Raw genomic sequence first — 16,275 nt, 5'->3', positions numbered from 1 at the left:
CAGCCCTTTTCATCGCAGTATTTATCAGAGACGTTCTCAGATCATTTATTTTTTGATCATATTTAACCTAAGTAAAGCAGTTTATATAATACAAAAAAATTCATGTTAAAATATTCCCCCCTCCTTGGTATGACATTACTTTTAAGCTACTTTAATAGTAGTTGTTTATTAAATTTATAGGGATATGGACATTTTGAAATTTATTGCTAGTTTTATCTCACTTTTTATTTTTTTTGCTCATGCAGATAAAATAAGAGTAGGTGCTGACGCTTGGGCTGATGTAACAGAACATGATGGCAGTGGTATTTATTTCAAAGTGTTGAAAGAAATATATGGTGCTGAAAATATTGAGATAAACATAGAAAGTTATCATCGCGGTCTCAAGTCTTTCAACGATCAAAAGTTAGACATATTAGTAGGTATATTTAGAGAAGATGTTAAACATGCCATTTTACCTAAATGGTACATAGATACAGACGACCCTATCATTGTTTTTTATCGCGCTGAAGATGAAAAAACAGCACATATCAATAATCTATCCAATTTAACTAACTCGTGGGTTAGAGGTTTCCACTTTGAACGTTTTATCTCTGAAACTCCCAACCCATATCTAGTAAATTCTGCTCAAGAAGGCTTTACCTTATTAGCCAATAAACGTATTGATACCTTTATTGATTATCTTAGTAACGTTCCTTTATCGCTTGCTCGAAAATTTAAGCATTTTGAGTTATTACCCTCTAGACATCTGTATGTTGCATTTCAAAAAAATCAATATGGTCAAAAATTAGCAAATACTTATGATAAGAAAATGTCTGAATTGCGTAGCTCTGGAAAACTTAAAACATTATATGCAGGGTTATACGAAAAATCAGAACTTGATTCCTTCCAAGAAAACAAAGAAAAAATGATAATTTTAACCGATGAAGTCAATTTACTTAGAGGTCAAAAAAGTCAAATACAGAAAGTTAATCAAACGCTTAGCAATAATATCAATTTACTCTTTGATCAGCTAAATGAGTACGATTTTGAATTTAAAATGGTACATGATTACTCAAATATAGAGCAAAGCGCAAATCAAGATAACCTATGCTATTGCGACATGCTTAAAACGGAAGAACGTGAAAAACACTTCCAGTTTAGTGATCCTTTTGCCATATATTTAGGCTTGCAGTTATACTCAAAAACACCCTTACCAACAAATACCAATAATCAAGTTAATCTTCGTCAACTTTTCGTAGATAATCCAGAACATAAAATAGGGCTGGTTTTAGGGCGAAGTTTCGGAGAAAAAATAGATCAACAATTAGCCGATTTAAAACGCAAACAAGTGATAGAAATCCCTGCAAAATTAAACAGTATTCTTGCCATTTTCAATCATGACCGTTTTGACTATTTAATTGAATATCCACAATATGTGAATCTTCATTGGCCAAATATTAGTAATCAAAAGCTTTATTCATACACTATTGAAGGAGGTAAGCCTTATTCGGTTGGTTATATGATGTGTACAAAAACTAAAACTAACGACATATTTATCAATCGCTTTAATCAAAGTATTGAAAATTTAGGAAGAAGTGGCACTTTATTTAACGTACTTTCCAGTGAAATAAACCAGGATAAACGCGCTGAGTTCAAACGCTACTTTCGTGAAATATTTTCATATGAAGAGCCTTATCATTAAATTTTTAACGCTCATAAAATCAGAAACTATATTGATATTATTGACTATGTTAGACTAAAGAAAATCGACAAAATTTAGAATCATGAACGAAGACAAACTACTCGAAAAAGCAAAAAATTATTGTCTTAAACGCGGGGTAAGATTTACCACAACGAGAGAGCAGGTATTTAAGCTGTTATCTCAACATACCAATGCTATAGGTGCTTATGATTTACTCGATGAGTTAAAAATTACCGATCCTTCTGCTAAACCCGCCACTATATATCGAGCATTAGATTTTTTAAGTCAGCAAGGCTTTGTTCATAAAATAGAGTCAATTAATGCCTTTGTAATGTGCCATCATTTTGGTGATTGTAATCACCCCGTACAATTACTCATTTGCGATGATTGTGGCCATGTTGAAGAAATTCAATCGAATGATTTTGATATCGCTTTAAAAGAAATGGCGACGCAAAAAGGCTTTACTATCAGTCATCAAATAATAGAAGCTCACGGTGCTTGTCAAACCTGCCAAGCCTCCCTCTAAACTCTTAGTCTTATTTTTTATACCATTCATCGCAGTTATTGAACATGTACTCTAAACACAATTTTAAAAAAATGATATAAAGAAACGTTCCTCAAATTATACAATATAAAAAACCTTACTAGGAAAAATATGAAAGCCTCAATAAAACTAGCTTTATTGTGCTTAGCAGTTGCCGCTTCGGGTAATGTGTTTGCTAAAAGCTCAATAAGTGATGATAAATTTCGTCAATTAGAAGAGAATCTACCAACACCGAACACTTACAGAACAGCCTCAGGTGCTCCAGGTCATCAATACTGGCAACAAAAGGTGGATTACAACATCGATATTGCGATCGATGATAAAACTCAACGACTTACTGGCTCAGAAAGTATCAAGTATACAAACAACTCTCCTGATACGTTACGTTATATATGGATTCAACTTGATCAAAATCGTCTTAAAAGAAACTCTAACACTAACTTAACTCGCACTGCGCCAAATAGTAAAACTACTTACCGTGGTATGCGTAATGTTGTTGAGTCAGATGCATTTGATGGCGGTTATAATATCACCAAAGTTACGGCTTCAAATGGAAAGCCAATGGCTCACACTATCAATAATACGATGATGCGTGTCGACTTATCTACACCACTAAAACACGGCGATACTGTTGAAATCAATATCGATTGGGATTACCAATTACACGAACAAAAAGTTCTTGGTGGTCGCTCAGGTTATGAATACTTTGAAAAAGATGACAATTATCTGTATGAAATTGCGCAATGGTTTCCTCGCGCCGCGGCATATTACGATGCAATGGGTTGGCAAAATAAGCAGTTTTTAGGTAATGGAGAATTCGCACTTGAATTCGGTGATTATGATGTTGAAATAACCGTTCCTGCTGATCATATTGTTGCAGCAACAGGTGTTTTGCAAAATTCAAAAAAAGTATTAACAAAAACACAGCGCAAACGTTTAGATAAAGCTGAAACGGCAAATAAGCCAGTCATGATTGTTACGCCCGAAGAAGCGCTAGAAAACGAAAAGTCACGTTCAAATAAAACGAAAACATGGCACTTCAAAGCAAAAAATGTACGTGATTTTGCCTTTGCATCAAGCCGTAAATTTATCTGGGATGCTCAGGGCTATAAAGCAGGTGGCACAGATACTATGGCAATGTCTTTTTACCCTAATGAAGGTAATCCATTATGGGGTCGCTACTCGACTGAAGCTGTGATCCACACAATGGAGCAATACAGTAAATATACTTTTGATTATCCGTACCCTGTGTCTATTTCAGTACATGGACCAATTGGTGGTATGGAATATCCAATGATCACCTTTAATGGCTATCGCCCTACTTTAAATGAAGAAACTGGTGAGAAAACCTATTCTCGTCGCACAAAATACGGCTTAATTGGCGTTATCATTCATGAAGTAGGACATAACTATTTCCCTATGATTGTAAACTCTGACGAGCGTCAATGGACATGGATGGATGAAGGTTTAAATACTTTTCTACAATTTTTAGCTGAACAAGCGTGGGAAGAAAACTATCCTTCACGCCGTGGTCATGCTGCAAATATTACTAGCTATATGAAAAGTGATAATCAAGTCCCAATTATGACCAACTCTGAATCAATTTTACAGTTTGGTAATAATGCATACGGTAAACCAGCAACGGCCCTTAATATCTTGCGTGAAACTATTATGGGTCGTGAGTTATTCGACTTTGCATTTAAAGAATATGCACAGCGATGGAAATTTAAACGCCCTACTCCTGCAGACTTTTTTCGCACCATGGAAGATGCATCAGCGATTGATTTAGACTGGTATTGGCGTGGTTGGTTCTACACAACTGATCATGTTGATCTTGCACTTGGCGATATACATTTATACAGACCAAATAGCCAAAATCCTGACGTTGAAGAAGCTTGGGAACGCGCATTAGAGAATGAAAAACCTACTTTCATATCTGATTTACGTAACAAAGGTCATGATTTACGTGTAAATGGCCGACCTGAGTTATTAGATTTCTATAATGAACACGATAAGTTCACCGCTACCAATGCGAAACGAAATAGCTATAACACTAGTCAGAAAAAACTGAAAGAATGGGAAAAAGAGCTGCTTGTTGACGATCGCAACTTCTATATTGTTGATTTCAAAAATAAAGGCGGGCTTGTAATGCCTATTTTATTAGATATCACTTATGCAGACGGTGAAATAGAACATGTCCGCATTCCTGCCGAAATATGGCGCAAGAATTCAGAAAAGGTATCTAAACTATTTATTCGTGATAAAGAAATTACGGCAATCGCTTTAGATCCAAATTGGGAAACAGCTGATGTAAACGTAAACAATAATTATTGGCCAGCTCGTCCAATAAAATCTCGATTCGAATTATACAAACGCAAGCAACAAGATATGATGCGCGATTATAATGTTGAACTAAAAACAGAAAAAAATGCTAAAAAAGAAGATAAGTAAAAATGTTTAAAACAACATATCAAACTTTCTTGGTTTTGATGTTAATTGGGTATGGGACATTCTCCTTTGCCCATAAATACTTTTTTGGGTTAACAGAGCTTTCTGTTAACTCAAAAAATCAAACAATAGAAATTATTCACCAATTTACAGCTCATGATCTAGAAAATGCCATTGCGGAACAAAAGCAAGAACATTTTTCTCCTGAGCACCCAAAGTACGACTTATATATAAAAAACTACTTCGATAATCACTTCCAACTCAATGTTAATCAAAAGAAAATTGAATTAACTTGGTTAGGATTAGAGCTAATTAAAGGCAAGGTTATTATCTACCAAGAGGCGCCATTTAAAAATAAATTAGCCGGAATAGTGGTAAAAAATGATTTACTCGTCGATACTTACATCAAACAAGTAAATACTGTGAATTATCAAGACTCTGTATTAAAAGGTAGTTTAACTTTTACAGAATCAAACAACGTTGCTATTATCGAAAAACAATAATTAGTATTCATTGATTTACATTTTGCTATTTAGCGTGCAAAATCAGGATACTAGTATAAAAAAAGGCTTTGAGAATCTTCATGAATGTAGAGTTTATTAACCCGTTTTTATCTTCAATGCTGAATGTCATGTCAACCATGGCACAAATGGAATTAACACCAGAAAAGCCAAAATTGAAGAAAGATGAAGTGGCTATGGGTGATGTTTCTGGCCTCATAGGCATGGTTAGCGAACAAACCAAAGGCTCATTATCCATTACTTTTGATGCCCCTCTAGCAATAGCAACCATGAAAGGAATGGTCGGCGAAGGTCCTGATGAAGTAAACGAGGAAATTACCGACTTGGTTGGTGAAATAACTAATATGGTAACCGGTGGTGCTAAACGAATGCTTAGTGAAAAAGGCATTGAATTTGATATGGCTACTCCTATGGTAGTGTCAGGCTCAAACCATACGATTAAGCATAAAGCCGATGGACCTATTGTTATTATTCCGCTGAATTCTCCTCATGGTAAAGCCTATATTGAATTTAGTTTCGATAAATAACGGTTTCTGATATACACACAAAGCCTCTTTATGAGGCTTTTTTATTGTCTGGATTTTTGCCCTAATAAAAAAGAGAAAATTTTATATGTGGTTACAAAAAGAATTGAGCTTAACAGCTCCAAGTCGGGGATTTCATTTAGTTACAGATAAAATATTAGCTAACTTACCCGAGATAAAAGCCTTAAATATTGGCATATTACACTTATTTATTAAGCATTCATCTGCTTCACTGACCATAAACGAAAATGCCGATCCAACTGTACGCAGTGATATGGAATCTCATTTTAATCATTATGTTCCTGAAAACGCACCATATTATCAGCATACCTATGAAGGGCCTGACGATATGCCTGCCCATATCAAATCAAGTATTTTAGGAAGCCATTTATCAATGCCTATCAGCCAAGGCAAATTAAATTTAGGGATCTGGCAAGGCATTTACTTAGGAGAACATAGAAATCATCCAAGCAAAAGAACCATAGTCGCCACCATTAATGGTGAGTAATGGGGACGTTATTTTACCGTTACTTGAACACGACGGCTAATATTACATAATAGCTCATAAGGAATTGTCGTTGCACACTGTGCAACTTTTTCTACCGGTAGACCTTTACCCCATAATGTCGCAATATCACCAATATTATCTTGAGCATTCTTCCCTAGATCCACAGAGATCATGTCCATAGATACTCGGCCAATCAAAGGCACAATACGACCATTTATTAAAACGGGCGTACCATTTTCCGCATGTCTTGGATAACCATCACCATAGCCAATAGCAATCACGCCAATAGTAGTATCATGCGTAGCTTGCCAAGCCCCTCCGTAACCAACCTTCTCTCCTTTAGCAATGTTTCTTATCGAAATAAGACTTGATTGCAGCGTCATCACAGGTTGTAGTGCAGGCTGATTGGCTAACCGTGGTTCTTGTATCGGAGAAACGCCATATAACATTAAACCTGGACGTATCCATTGAAAGTGACTTTCTGGCCATAAACAAATACCGGCAGAGTTAGCCATACTTTTACTATTATACAAACCGTTTGTTACTTTATTAAATAAAGCGATTTGATTGGGTGTTGATTGACTCTCAGCATTATCCGCACAACTAAGATGACTCATTAAAATAATATCAGTGTCAACGTTTTTACTTTGATTTAACTGAGTATAAAAAGTGTTTAAATCCTCAGGCGCTATCCCTAAACGATGCATCCCCGTATCGATTTTCAACCAAACTTGGATGGGTTTCGCTACATTTGCCGAGCATAATATTGAGAGTTGTTCTTGGTTATGAATAATCGTTTGCAGATCATATTCAGCAATAACATCAAGGTCGGTATGCTCAAAAAAGCCTTCGAGTAAAACAATCGGCTTTGTGATACCAGCATTTCTTAATGCTAACGCTTCATCAAGACGTGCAACGCCAAAAGCATCTGCTTGATATGTTGACGCTGACAATGCGCTGGCAATACGAGCCAAGCCATGACCATAGGCATTTGCCTTTAACACAGCTAAAACTTTACCTTGTGGTGATTTTTTTTTGATGTAACAAAAATTACTGATTAATGCTTGTAAATCAATAACTGCCGTTGCCGTTCTTAGAGTCATTTGCGTTTAATCTTCGTCTAATACGTGAGACCCAGCATAATTGTCAAAACGAGAAAATTGGCCTTGGAATGTCAAAGGTACTCTACCTATAGGACCGTTACGTTGTTTACCTATGATGATTTCTGCCATACCTTTAAACTCAGAGTCGTCGTGATAAACTTCATCACGATAAATGAACATAATTAAATCAGCATCTTGCTCTATTGAACCTGATTCACGTAAATCTGAGTTAATGGGTCTTTTATCAGAACGTTGCTCAAGGCCACGGTTTAGCTGTGAAAGTGCAATAACGGGTACTTGCAATTCTTTAGCAAGCGCTTTTAATGAACGCGAAATTTCGGCAATTTCTAAAGTACGGTTGTCTGAAAACTGAGGAGCTCTCATTAATTGCAAATAATCGATCATGATCATACTAATTCCACCATGATCACGGTGAATTCTTCGGCACCGAGAACGAACTTCAGTCGGTGTTAAGCCCGCCGCATCATCGATATACATTTTGCCTTTATCAATTAAAAGTCCCATGGTAGATGAAAGCCTTGCCCAATCTTCATCACCTAATTGACCTGTACGTATTTTCGTTTGATCAATGCGGCCTAATGACGCTAGCATCCTCATCATAATTTGCTCTGACGGCATCTCTAAACTAAAGATTACCGCAGGATACTCTTCGGTCATCGCTGCATATTCAGCTAAGTTCATTGCAAAGGTAGTTTTACCCATTGAAGGACGAGCGGCGACAATAATTAAATCTGACTTTTGAAATCCTGCCGTCATTTTATCTAAATCAGCAAAACCACTCGATACGCCAGTAACACCGCTTGAAGGTGTCGCACAGAGCTTTTCAATGCGATCTACCGTTTTTTCGAGAACAGAATTAAGGTTTTCAGGACCTTCTGATTTATTGGCTCTTTGCTCGGCAATGGCAAACACTTTGGTTTCTGCTAAATCAAGTAATTCAGCACTACTTCGTCCTTGTGTATCAAAGCCCGCTTCAGCAATTTCATTCGCGACACTGATCATTTCACGCGTTACCGCACGCTCTCGAACAATATCAGCGTAGGCAGTGATATTGGCAGCACTTGGCGTGTTTTTCATCATTTCAGCTAAATAAACAAAACCACCGGCATCTTCTAATTTTTGGTCGTTTTCTAACGCTTCCGACAAAGTAATTAAATCAACAGGTTCACCTAGTTCGATTAATGCTCCAATCGTCTCGTAAACAATACGATGTGAACGACTATAAAAATCTTGCGCGACAACTTTTTCGCCAACACGATCCCAGGCTTCATTATCAAGGAGCAACCCTCCTAAAACAGATTGTTCTGCTTCAAGAGAATGAGGCGGAACTTTTAACTCTTCAACTTGCGCATCATGAGTAAAGCTTTTTTTATCTTTTGAAAAATTGAAGGGCTTACGGTCGGCCATTTTAATACCTGTTTACCAAATCAAACTAACGGATACACCGCAATATTCTAAGGATTATGAAAGTGCTTATTATGTATTAGTAATGAAGGTTAAGTAAAGCTGGTTTGGTGAATATTGCTAAATGGTTAAACATTCAGGCTAGCCATTGTTTGCTAGTCTGAATGTTAAAATAAATTAAGTTATAAGACTATTTTTTAAAGACTTTAAGGCGGCCGCTTACGGTGCTTGCTTTTACTGACGCTTTGCCATTTCCTGTTGAAAAATACAGCTTCGAACTAGGGCCATACTTAGCGTGTTTGGCTTTATCATTGGTAATTTTATTCACTAAATCACCACCTGCATTCGATTTCATTCTAAAACTGGCCTGTACGTCATTAGTAAAACCTAAACTGATATCGCCACTAACACTCGACATTTTAATCAATCCATTGTCATTTAATGATAATTCGCCTTCAACATCACCGCTAACGGTTGAAATAAGCAATTCATCAACTTTATCCAAGTTCATGTCTATATCTCCAGACACTGTATTTACAAAAACTTCAGTCGCTTGAGTACTTGTTTTTAAATGACCGCTTACCGCTTTTAAGGAGATTCGACCCGCCGACTTTTCATCATCAATATCGCCACTAACTGATGAAAGGTTTATTTTTCCTGATAAATGTTTACTTGTGATATCGCCGCTTACTGAAGAAACTTCAATCAACTCTGACAAAGCGTCTAATTCGATATTCCCACTAACCGTTTTTACTTCAGTACTTTTAGCCAATCCTTCAACAATGACATCCGTTGAAACTCCCTGAAAGTCTAAACGTAGTTTTGTTGGAACATTAATCACTAAGTTAGAGCCTTTTTCATGCCAACTACTTTTCATATGATGCGGCATCACCACTTTGACTTTAATAAAGGCACCATCTTTTTCAAAAATAAAGCGTTCTGCTTTGTCGTCTATTTCACCCACAACAGCAACTTCATCTTTATTCCAACCGACAATTTTTACTTTTCCTCTTAGGTTTTCAACACTAATATTTGTTGCACCGTCCACAGCAAGGCTTTTATCGACTTGTTCCCCTGCGATAGTTTGTAACGAAAAGGCGGTTAACGCGATAGCACACATGTTTATAATATTTCGCATAATTTTTTCCTACTACTAGATAGTTTGCCATTGGGGGCTATATAGCTGTTTGATCAGCTCTAACTCTTGTTTTTGTGTCCAACGTAATAAGTTTAATAACTCACTATTGTTAGGATCATTTTCTAATGCTTTATCAATTGCTCCTCTGGCAGCTGAAAGCTCTTCAAGTTGCAGTTGCATTTCTGGAGACAATTTTGTTAATTCCGGTTGACCAAAACTCGTCAGCATTAATTTTTTTTGTTGTTCAAAATTTTTCTTCATCACACTCGCTACATTAATATTACTTAGCGATGGTTCCATTTGAGGAGCAAAAGAAAACCAGGTCAATAACACAGCAGCTACTACTGAAGCAGCCCAAGCTAAGTGAACACTTTTAGTTTTCGACGGGTATGTATCATTCGATAGTTGAGGTGAAACAGCTATCGCTTTTTCAATACCAAGCCAAAGATCACGCTTGGGCGACATTTCTTTAGGTAATTGTTCCACTTGTTCGTCAAGTGTTGCATCTGAAATATTCTTTCTCATACTAATGACTCACTTAATGATTCTCTTAATAAATTTCTTGCTCGATGATATTGTGACTTACTAGAGCCCACTGCCATATTTAGCATTTTGGCAATTTCTTCATGTCGATATCCTTCAACAGCAAATAACACAAAAACTAATCGCGCTCGTTCAGGCAATTGTTGAATCTTTACATCCAACGCTGAGGAAATGGTATCGTCAATTAACTCAACGCTGGCTTCTACTACCGTTTGCTCTTCAATGCTAAAAATACGTTGTAACCAATTTTTTTGTTTCCGTAAGTGCCCTAAAACAATATTTGTAGCAACACTATGTAGCCATGTCGCAAATTTGCTCTCACCACGAAAATGACTTATTTTTTGCCAAAGTTGTACAAATACTTCTTGGCAAACATCTTCAGCACTATCTTTATCAGCGAGCATACGCCAACACAACGCAAATATGCGACGGTGATAAATTTCATATAATTGATGAAAAGCTTGCTGATCACCTTGTTGAGCACGAGTGATTATTTCATTCTCATGATCAGCAACGAACAACTCTTTGGCATCGATGACTTTAGACTTATCCAAACAATGATTTCTCAAAAATATTGATAACTATTAACTTAGATGCAGTATGCAGGTTTAGGGTTTAAATAGATGTAAATATTTTTTAGTAGGTGAATTTATAAAAAATAATACCCTGCTTTTTCGTACATTCAAAATAACGCACGCATAAAAAAACCGAAAGCGATTAAACTTTCGGTTTTCGTATTTTGAGTTTAGAACTTACTCGTAAGGACGTTCTAACCACATAAGTTGAATTTTTAGATCATCTATTTCTTTCTGTGCGGCAAGTAACTGCTGCTCTATTGACGACTCTTCAGTTTTATTTTCTTCAATGACTTCTGGCATCTTAGTTTCTCCACTATGCATCATACTGCTCCCGAAAAATGTAACCACAACTGAATTATTACACAATAACTTTCACAATGAAAGAACATCGAAAGATTTATGTTGCGAAAAGAAAACAAAAGTTTCATTTCTAGCAGTGGGGAGATAGCTAAAATATTTTAAAAATCAAAAACTTACTCCATACATTGCTATATGGAGTATCGATGAAAATTCTCTAAAAAATAAATAAAATATCGTTACTTTTTATTAGATAGACTGATTAATTTTGGTAAGAAGGTGTGACTTTCTTGAGCAAGTTCGCTCTGTTCAATCAAAATATCCTCTAAAATATCTTTCGATGTTAAAGGATTTGCAAGAACTACGCGAAATACTAATGTTTTTCGTCCGCGATACTTTTGTACTTCAATACGAGTACGAGATACAAAAGATTTACCATTTTCACGTTGGCGCTTTTGAATAAATTTGGTGAGCATATCCAATAAACTATTCACTGCATCTTGACTTTCATCATCTGCTTGCGATAGAAATTCTTGAACCACTTTAGGGTTATATCGATAAGTTAGTAAACATAACTCTGGTTTTGTGATCAATTCAAAGTCAGGATGTTGTTCAATTATGCCAGCAAAATAATTAGCTTTATCAATACTTTGGTTAATTAATAGCTCATAACCAGGGCGACTGATAACGTGTAAGCTAGCATAAACTAACATTGCCATTCCTGGTCGAGAACCTTCTAAGGTATGAGAGCCTAAATCTTTTGAACCTTTACGTAAAATATATTCCGCATGATGTTCAATTGAGGCAACTGATGCCGGATTTTTAAAAACCACTAATCCCGCTCCCATAGGAACGTACATTTGTTTATGCGCATCAATAGTGACAGAATCAGCCAGTTCAATGCCTTGTAATAAAGGACGATACTTTTCTGAAAGTAACGTAGCCCCACCCCACGCTGCATCAACATGGAAATGGCAGTCATACTGTTGAGCAATTTGCGCCATTTCAGTTAACGGGTCAATGTTTCCTGTTTCAGTAGTGCCTGCAACACCAACAATACTTAGCACCCGTATATTTTTAGCGGCAAGTTCTTCACACTTATCTTTAAGTTTTTGACAATTAATTTTATTGTTTGAGTCGGTAGGTATCGCAATGACGCTGTCTTGACCTAAGCCTAAGATATCTGCTGATTTCTTTAAGGAATAATGACCACGGCTTGACACTAAAATAGCAAGGCCATCATATTGATAATGTTTGAGTGCCTGAAAGATTCCTTCTCGAGCAACACCTTTAAATTTTCCATCCGGTTTTAGTAAGTTATTACGAGCTACCCAAAGTGCAGTTATGTTAGCGACCGTGCCGCCAGAACAAAATGCACCTAACGAATGGTTGGCGCTGTGCATCCAAGTATCATAAAATTTATCATCATTTTGATACACTAAACGGTGCAACATACCTAGCACTTGACGCTCTAATGGCGTAAAAGCTTTCGAGGTTTCAATTTTAACAAGGTTTTGATTTAAGCCGACCATTAGCTTTGATAACGGGAGAATAAAGTAAGGTAAGGCTGAGGTCATATGACCAATAAAACTTGGACTGGAAGTATGAACAGATTGCGACACCAATTTATCTAATAAGTGGTGCATGTGATCAGACACAAACGTTGGTTGTTCTGGAATTTTAGAGCAATCGAAATCTTTTTCTATTTCAGACAACGCTTGTTCTTTCGCTGCGATATGATTACCAAGAAAACCCGCTAAGTTTTGTGAGATCTCTTTTTCTATACGCCCTAATGTAGAATTTGGCGCTTCTGGTATGGTAAAAATTCGATGCAAAGACTCTTGAGTTGCCTGAGCTTTTCTTTTGCTACCCGTCATACTTATTCACTGTTCACAGCTTGAACTAATGCAAGCGATAATAATGTTATAAGTGCGGCACTTTAATAAAATTTACGTCAAATGTCTTGTATTTTCATCGATGCATTTGGCTTTTATGGTAATTAAGCAACCAATGTCGCTAAATAAACAAAACCTAACTCAACGATTGCTAAACTACTTAAGGCCATCATTAATACATTTTTTTTAATATTGTAAGTCATTTTGAATCTTCCTTTAATTAAACTTACCAAGCACTATTCAAGTAACAAGCCAAAATCATAATCCATTGTTTTAACTTGGTTTTTAATTTATCCTTAGCAATCCCAAGAATAAACAGTTGAAATTTATTACTACTTTTTAGTGAAAATAACCACTAATTATTAGCATTTTTCGCAAGAAATTATTGAGTGAATTAAAGAAAGCAAAATTCATTCTTGCAAGGTTATTACAGGCATGCACAAATGTGGAAAACCAGCTGTTAAGCCGTTTATTTAATCGTTAACTGCCAACACACTTGCCCACTTAATTGATATTTAGCCTCAAACGGGGTTAAAGGTTGATTATCCTTTACTTGACTGATGATGCCAGATCTTCCAGAAATTTCAGCTGAAAACTGAAATTCTTCTAAATATAACCGCCAATTACTTCTTAAAACGATTTCTTTACCTATGGCTATAATTTCAGGAAAAACCGCACTGCCATGCCATCGTCGTTGTATATGTTTAGCTTTCGGCCAAGGATTAGGATAAAGAATATAATGTTGAGATACCGGCCACTTCGCCTGTTTAACTAATCGATAAAAATCATTTAGATCAGCGCGAACTAACATAAAATTATCAATGCCATGTGTGTTTGTTGTAGCCGTTAATTCTTCGTCATTACGCTCAATTCGGTGTGCGGATTTATCAACACCAATAACTAACGCTTGCGGATTTTGTTTCGCCAACAATCGTGTACTTTGTCCAACGCCACAACAAGAATCTAAAATCACTTCACCTTGGTGTGCTAACACTCGGCTATTAGCTAGCTCAAACGCTTCTAAAGTATGCGCCTGAAAAGGCTTTTTCGAAGGGTGTGTAAGATGTTTTTGTACTATTTCAGCTAGCTTTTCATGTATGCCTGGCTGATTAGTTACAATTGCTTTTGAGTCACCTAATGGCTTGTTGTTATCTGTCACAATATATTCTTAAATGATTAAAGTAATTAACTTCGTAAACCAATACCCTTTGTTATTAACGTCATAGCTATAACAAAAAGAGTAATAATAAAACCGGTTAGCACAGAAAAAGCAGCCACTAAACTAACATCTGAAATACCAAGAAAACCATACCTGAATGCATTTACCATATAAACAATGGGGTTGGCTTGAGAAACACCTTGCCAAAAATCAGGTAACAGCGTAATTGAATAAAACACACCACCTAAATAGGTGAGCGGCGTTAATATAAACGTAGGAATAATCGATATATCATCAAAACTACCGGCAAAAATAGCGTTAATTAAACCACCTAAGGCAAAAGTCGCTGACGTTAGCGCAACGGTCACAATAATGATCCAAATATTATGCACTTGAATTTCCGTAAATAATAATGAAATCAGCGTGACAATACAGCCCACTAGAATGCCACGGCACATGCCTCCGCCAACATAACCCGCAACAATCACCCAGTTTGGGACAGGTGCAACAAGCATTTCTTCGACATTTCGTTGCCATTTAGCACTAAAAAACGAAGAAGCAACATTGGAATAAGAGTTAGTGATCACACTCATCATGATCAAACCTGGAACAATAAACGACATATAATCAAAGCCGCCCATTTGACCAATGCGAGAACCAATTAACTCACCAAAAATCACAAAATACAAACTGATCGTGATTGCCGGCGGCACTAAGGTTTGCACCCAAATCCGCATAAAGCGGTGAACTTCTTTATGTAAGATACTCTTTAGCGCGATCATATTTCTTGCCGAGGACATATTATTGCGCTCCTTGTGTTTGTTTTTCGCTACTAGCGCCCGTACCTATGATACTGACAAATAATTCTTCAAGGCGATTACTTTTGTTACGTAAACTTAATACATTGATATTTTGCTCAGTTAACTGGCTAAATACATCATTAATTCGCTGCGATTTTTTAATATCGACCTCAATGGTATGATCATCAATAATTCGATAACAAAAATCGTTTAATTTGGGCTCTGCGCCGCCAATACTTAAATCAAGCACAATGGTTTCTACGTCTAGTTTTGCTAATAACGATTTCATATCGGTGTTTTCAACAATAATACCAGAATCAATTATCGCGATATTACGACAAAGCATTTCTGCTTCTTCTAAGTAATGCGTGGTTAATATTATGGTAATTCCTTGGCTGTTGAGCTCACGTAAAAAATCCCACATCGAGCGACGCAGCTCAATATCAACCCCGGCAGTCGGTTCGTCAAGAATGAGCATTTTAGGCTCATGCATTAATGCTCGGGCGATCATTAACCGACGTTTCATTCCACCAGATAGCATTCTGGCTGCATCATTACGCTTATCCCAAAGATCTAATTGTTTTAAATATTTTTCCGCTCTTTCATGAGCAACACTACGTTCAACGCCATAATAACCGGCTTGATTCACCAAGATTCTCATTAAAGATTCAAATTGATTAAAATTGAATTCTTGAGGAACTAAACCAATAAAACTTTTAGCGTCTTCAAGTTCGTGATCAATATCATGACCATACACCTTCACTTGACCTGCAGTTTTATTCACTAACGAGGTGATAACACCGATAGTTGTAGATTTACCTGCACCATTGGGACCTAACAACGCAAAGAAGTCCCCCTGTTTCACGGTTAAATCAATTCCTTTTAAGGCTTGAAAACCGCCTTTATATACTTTTTTCAACCCAGAAATATCTAACGCATTTTGCATATCAATAACCATTAAACCATGTGAGCCAATTAATCTTCATTTAATGGGGGGGATAATTCAAAAATTCAATGTCTTGTGCCAATATTAATCCAATTATATTTAAGGCAATAATTAATCTTTTGCGACAAAAAGCATTGCCAACATATTGTATACAATTTAAAGTGT

At 36.4% G+C, this 16,275-nt stretch carries 16 protein-coding genes; 6 read left to right on the top strand and 10 right to left on the bottom strand.

What is annotated here, in order from left to right; genetic code table 11:
* Positions 1-184: 184 nt before the first annotated feature.
* From Q4493_RS05230 to Q4493_RS05205, 6 genes are all read left to right on the top strand, one after another.
* The gene (locus Q4493_RS05230) at positions 185-1,681 is read left to right on the top strand and encodes a transporter substrate-binding domain-containing protein (protein ID WP_303449892.1); all 1,497 of its coding nucleotides are present in this window, start codon (positions 185-187) and stop codon (positions 1,679-1,681) included.
* Between the two features lie 82 nt (positions 1,682-1,763).
* On the top strand, positions 1,764-2,207 hold the full coding sequence (zur, locus tag Q4493_RS05225; RefSeq protein WP_303449890.1) for a zinc uptake transcriptional repressor Zur: 444 nt from the start codon (positions 1,764-1,766) through the stop codon (positions 2,205-2,207).
* Positions 2,208-2,336: 129 nt separating this feature from the next.
* Positions 2,337-4,676, top strand: a complete 2,340-nt coding sequence (locus Q4493_RS05220) for a M1 family metallopeptidase (protein WP_303449888.1) — start codon at positions 2,337-2,339, stop codon at positions 4,674-4,676.
* 2 nt (positions 4,677-4,678) lie between these two features.
* On the top strand, positions 4,679-5,176 hold the full coding sequence (locus tag Q4493_RS05215) for a DUF6702 family protein (protein WP_303449887.1): 498 nt from the start codon (positions 4,679-4,681) through the stop codon (positions 5,174-5,176).
* A gap of 80 nt (positions 5,177-5,256) precedes the next feature.
* The gene (locus Q4493_RS05210; RefSeq protein ID WP_303449886.1) at positions 5,257-5,721 is read left to right on the top strand and encodes a chemotaxis protein CheX; all 465 of its coding nucleotides are present in this window, start codon (positions 5,257-5,259) and stop codon (positions 5,719-5,721) included.
* Positions 5,722-5,806: 85 nt separating this feature from the next.
* A complete protein-coding gene (locus Q4493_RS05205) occupies positions 5,807-6,226 on the top strand; it encodes a secondary thiamine-phosphate synthase enzyme YjbQ (protein WP_303449885.1) in 420 nt (139 codons plus the stop codon).
* A gap of 8 nt (positions 6,227-6,234) precedes the next feature.
* Here Q4493_RS05205 and alr read toward each other — a convergent pair whose 3' ends face one another.
* The 10 genes from alr to Q4493_RS05155 all read right to left on the bottom strand — a co-directional run bounded on the left by alr (position 6,235) and on the right by Q4493_RS05155 (position 16,110).
* Positions 6,235-7,329 (bottom strand): alanine racemase, encoded by a 1,095-nt coding sequence (alr, locus tag Q4493_RS05200; RefSeq protein ID WP_303449883.1) that lies wholly within the window; start codon positions 7,327-7,329, stop codon positions 6,235-6,237.
* Positions 7,330-7,335: 6 nt separating this feature from the next.
* Complete coding sequence (dnaB, locus tag Q4493_RS05195; protein ID WP_303449881.1) at positions 7,336-8,757, bottom strand: replicative DNA helicase; 1,422 nt, start codon at positions 8,755-8,757, stop codon at positions 7,336-7,338.
* 187 nt (positions 8,758-8,944) lie between these two features.
* Positions 8,945-9,892 (bottom strand): DUF4097 family beta strand repeat-containing protein, encoded by a 948-nt coding sequence (locus tag Q4493_RS05190; protein WP_303449880.1) that lies wholly within the window; start codon positions 9,890-9,892, stop codon positions 8,945-8,947.
* A 15-nt stretch (positions 9,893-9,907) separates the two neighbouring features.
* On the bottom strand, positions 9,908-10,417 hold the full coding sequence (locus tag Q4493_RS05185) for a hypothetical protein (RefSeq protein ID WP_303449879.1): 510 nt from the start codon (positions 10,415-10,417) through the stop codon (positions 9,908-9,910).
* Positions 10,414-10,989 carry an RNA polymerase sigma factor gene (locus tag Q4493_RS05180; protein ID WP_303449878.1) on the bottom strand — a complete coding sequence of 192 codons (576 nt, stop codon included), beginning with the start codon at positions 10,987-10,989 and terminating at the stop codon, positions 10,414-10,416. Before Q4493_RS05180 ends, Q4493_RS05185 begins: the two co-directional genes overlap by 4 nt.
* Positions 10,990-11,187: 198 nt before the next feature.
* Positions 11,188-11,337, bottom strand: coding sequence for a hypothetical protein (locus Q4493_RS05175; RefSeq protein ID WP_303449877.1), 150 nt, complete (start codon positions 11,335-11,337; stop codon positions 11,188-11,190).
* 212 nt (positions 11,338-11,549) lie between these two features.
* Positions 11,550-13,187, bottom strand: a complete 1,638-nt coding sequence (gene panP / locus Q4493_RS05170; protein WP_303449875.1) for a pyridoxal-dependent aspartate 1-decarboxylase PanP — start codon at positions 13,185-13,187, stop codon at positions 11,550-11,552.
* Positions 13,188-13,674: 487 nt separating this feature from the next.
* Positions 13,675-14,364: a tRNA (guanosine(46)-N(7))-methyltransferase TrmB gene (locus tag Q4493_RS05165; RefSeq protein ID WP_303449873.1), complete on the bottom strand. Its 690-nt coding sequence runs from the start codon at positions 14,362-14,364 to the stop codon at positions 13,675-13,677.
* A gap of 26 nt (positions 14,365-14,390) precedes the next feature.
* Positions 14,391-15,164 carry an ABC transporter permease gene (locus tag Q4493_RS05160; RefSeq protein WP_303449871.1) on the bottom strand — a complete coding sequence of 258 codons (774 nt, stop codon included), beginning with the start codon at positions 15,162-15,164 and terminating at the stop codon, positions 14,391-14,393.
* A gap of 1 nt (position 15,165) precedes the next feature.
* On the bottom strand, positions 15,166-16,110 hold the full coding sequence (locus Q4493_RS05155) for an ABC transporter ATP-binding protein (RefSeq protein ID WP_303449870.1): 945 nt from the start codon (positions 16,108-16,110) through the stop codon (positions 15,166-15,168).
* Positions 16,111-16,275 lie beyond the last annotated feature (165 nt).

The organism is Colwellia sp. 1_MG-2023, assembly GCF_030546755.1.
Taxonomy (GTDB): domain Bacteria; phylum Pseudomonadota; class Gammaproteobacteria; order Enterobacterales; family Alteromonadaceae; genus Thalassotalea_H.
Note: the sequence above shows the minus strand (reverse complement) of the source record. Positions and strands in the feature narration are given on the sequence as shown.

Bases quoted from the DNA above. Each gene is read 5' to 3' on its own strand.
- Q4493_RS05230 (WP_303449892.1), top strand. From the start codon at position 185: ATGGACATTTTGAAATTTATTGCTAGTTTTATCTCACTTTTTATTTTT.
- dnaB (WP_303449881.1), bottom strand. From the start codon at position 8,757: ATGGCCGACCGTAAGCCCTTCAATTTTTCAAAAGATAAAAAAAGCTTT.
- Q4493_RS05215 (WP_303449887.1), top strand. From the start codon at position 4,679: ATGTTTAAAACAACATATCAAACTTTCTTGGTTTTGATGTTAATTGGG.
- Q4493_RS05205 (WP_303449885.1), top strand. From the start codon at position 5,807: ATGTGGTTACAAAAAGAATTGAGCTTAACAGCTCCAAGTCGGGGATTT.
- Q4493_RS05160 (WP_303449871.1), bottom strand. From the start codon at position 15,164: ATGTCCTCGGCAAGAAATATGATCGCGCTAAAGAGTATCTTACATAAA.
- Q4493_RS05175 (WP_303449877.1), bottom strand. From the start codon at position 11,337: ATGATGCATAGTGGAGAAACTAAGATGCCAGAAGTCATTGAAGAAAAT.
- Q4493_RS05210 (WP_303449886.1), top strand. From the start codon at position 5,257: ATGAATGTAGAGTTTATTAACCCGTTTTTATCTTCAATGCTGAATGTC.
- alr (WP_303449883.1), bottom strand. From the start codon at position 7,329: ATGACTCTAAGAACGGCAACGGCAGTTATTGATTTACAAGCATTAATC.
- Q4493_RS05220 (WP_303449888.1), top strand. From the start codon at position 2,337: ATGAAAGCCTCAATAAAACTAGCTTTATTGTGCTTAGCAGTTGCCGCT.
- Q4493_RS05185 (WP_303449879.1), bottom strand. From the start codon at position 10,417: ATGAGAAAGAATATTTCAGATGCAACACTTGACGAACAAGTGGAACAA.
- zur (WP_303449890.1), top strand. From the start codon at position 1,764: ATGAACGAAGACAAACTACTCGAAAAAGCAAAAAATTATTGTCTTAAA.
- Q4493_RS05155 (WP_303449870.1), bottom strand. From the start codon at position 16,110: ATGCAAAATGCGTTAGATATTTCTGGGTTGAAAAAAGTATATAAAGGC.
- panP (WP_303449875.1), bottom strand. From the start codon at position 13,187: ATGACGGGTAGCAAAAGAAAAGCTCAGGCAACTCAAGAGTCTTTGCAT.
- Q4493_RS05190 (WP_303449880.1), bottom strand. From the start codon at position 9,892: ATGCGAAATATTATAAACATGTGTGCTATCGCGTTAACCGCCTTTTCG.